This is a genomic window from Cupriavidus sp. UYPR2.512 (genome assembly GCF_000379565.1).
Classification (GTDB): domain Bacteria; phylum Pseudomonadota; class Gammaproteobacteria; order Burkholderiales; family Burkholderiaceae; genus Cupriavidus.
The window spans coordinates 1-1,159 of sequence record NZ_KB903129.1 but is presented as its reverse complement, the minus strand read 5'-3'; the positions used below and the strand labels follow the sequence as shown (position 1 = coordinate 1,159).

1 protein-coding gene is annotated in these 1,159 nt (G+C 56.2%); it reads left to right on the top strand.

The window, feature by feature from the left end; all coding sequences use genetic code 11:
- On the top strand, positions 1–967 hold a 967-nt coding region (locus A3A5_RS45080; protein ID WP_232431442.1), incomplete at its 5' end, for a hypothetical protein.
- Positions 968–1,159 lie beyond the last annotated feature (192 nt).

The following is a 1,159-nucleotide window of genomic DNA, read 5'->3' as shown; positions in this document are numbered from 1 at the left end:
CTGCAACAAGGCCGGATATACAGCTGCAACCCATCCTGTCGATGTCGGAACACACGAAACACTGGCGCAATCGGGGCGCGTTCATATACAACCAGCTGTACGCGAAACCCTCGCTGAATCTGGCGAGCCCAATGCCTATGATGGACCTATAACAGGAGTACCAATCGCCATGGGAATCTGTGGTTCAAAAAGCGTGTCGAGAGAAGCATATTGCGAGACACTAGGAACATCTTCGGTTGACGAGTCTGCAAGCACATCCACCCCGGGGGGCATCAGAGCGCGCGCCGTGTCGCCAACGTTATCCGGGCTTGCCCAAGGAGCGCTTTCCCGACCAGCCTCACCTTCGCAGTGGTCTTCGGTTAAGAGAAGCATCCGCCGAGCTAATCCGAGCGATAGACGCTTCACACGCGCAGTTGCTGCGTTAGGTGCGATCTACAGCAGTTCTCCGACGTTCAGGCGACTAGCCGAGAAAATTTGGGATGAAGGCGGTGTAACGCTTCAAGCGGACGATGGAGGCATCGCCATCGCCGCAACGGATGCAACCCGCCGCGCCATTCTCGTTTCACCGCAGACCCTCTCGAACTTCGGAACAGCACCGGGCCCCTCTCTTGTGAGTGCGTTGGTCTTTGAGATGAACAACCTTGCCCGGGCCAACGAATTCAATGCCATACTCGATCGGGTCCAGTACGACACATCTAGTGCGGCAATCTGCGCTCAGGAACTGGAGCGGATCGAATACAGCAGCAGCGAGACTTGCGGACAGATATTTCGGGAGGCCCGTGACGCCCTTCGCGCTTTTGGCGAAGCTGGCCATCCGGAGCGTTGGTTTCTACACCACGATCCACACAACGCGTCGTTGCAGCCGCTGTATTCGACGTTCGAAGAATACTTGGCGTACCAGCAGCAAAGTGGTCACACTCAGGATTACGAACAGAGACTTTCAGACTCACTCAACCACCTGCGGTAGGTAGTCGGAGCTCTGATGTGATGGGCTTTGTCCGGACGGGTATTGCAAAGATGGTGCGGGTTGTGTAAAAGCGCAACATCATGAAGGCCAGCATTGAATAAAGCCAGACTAAAGACGGGTGAACCGCGCAAGCGCAAGAAGCCGGGGTACCGGGTGACGAACGCGCGGGCGTATAACCAGAGCCTGAGAAAG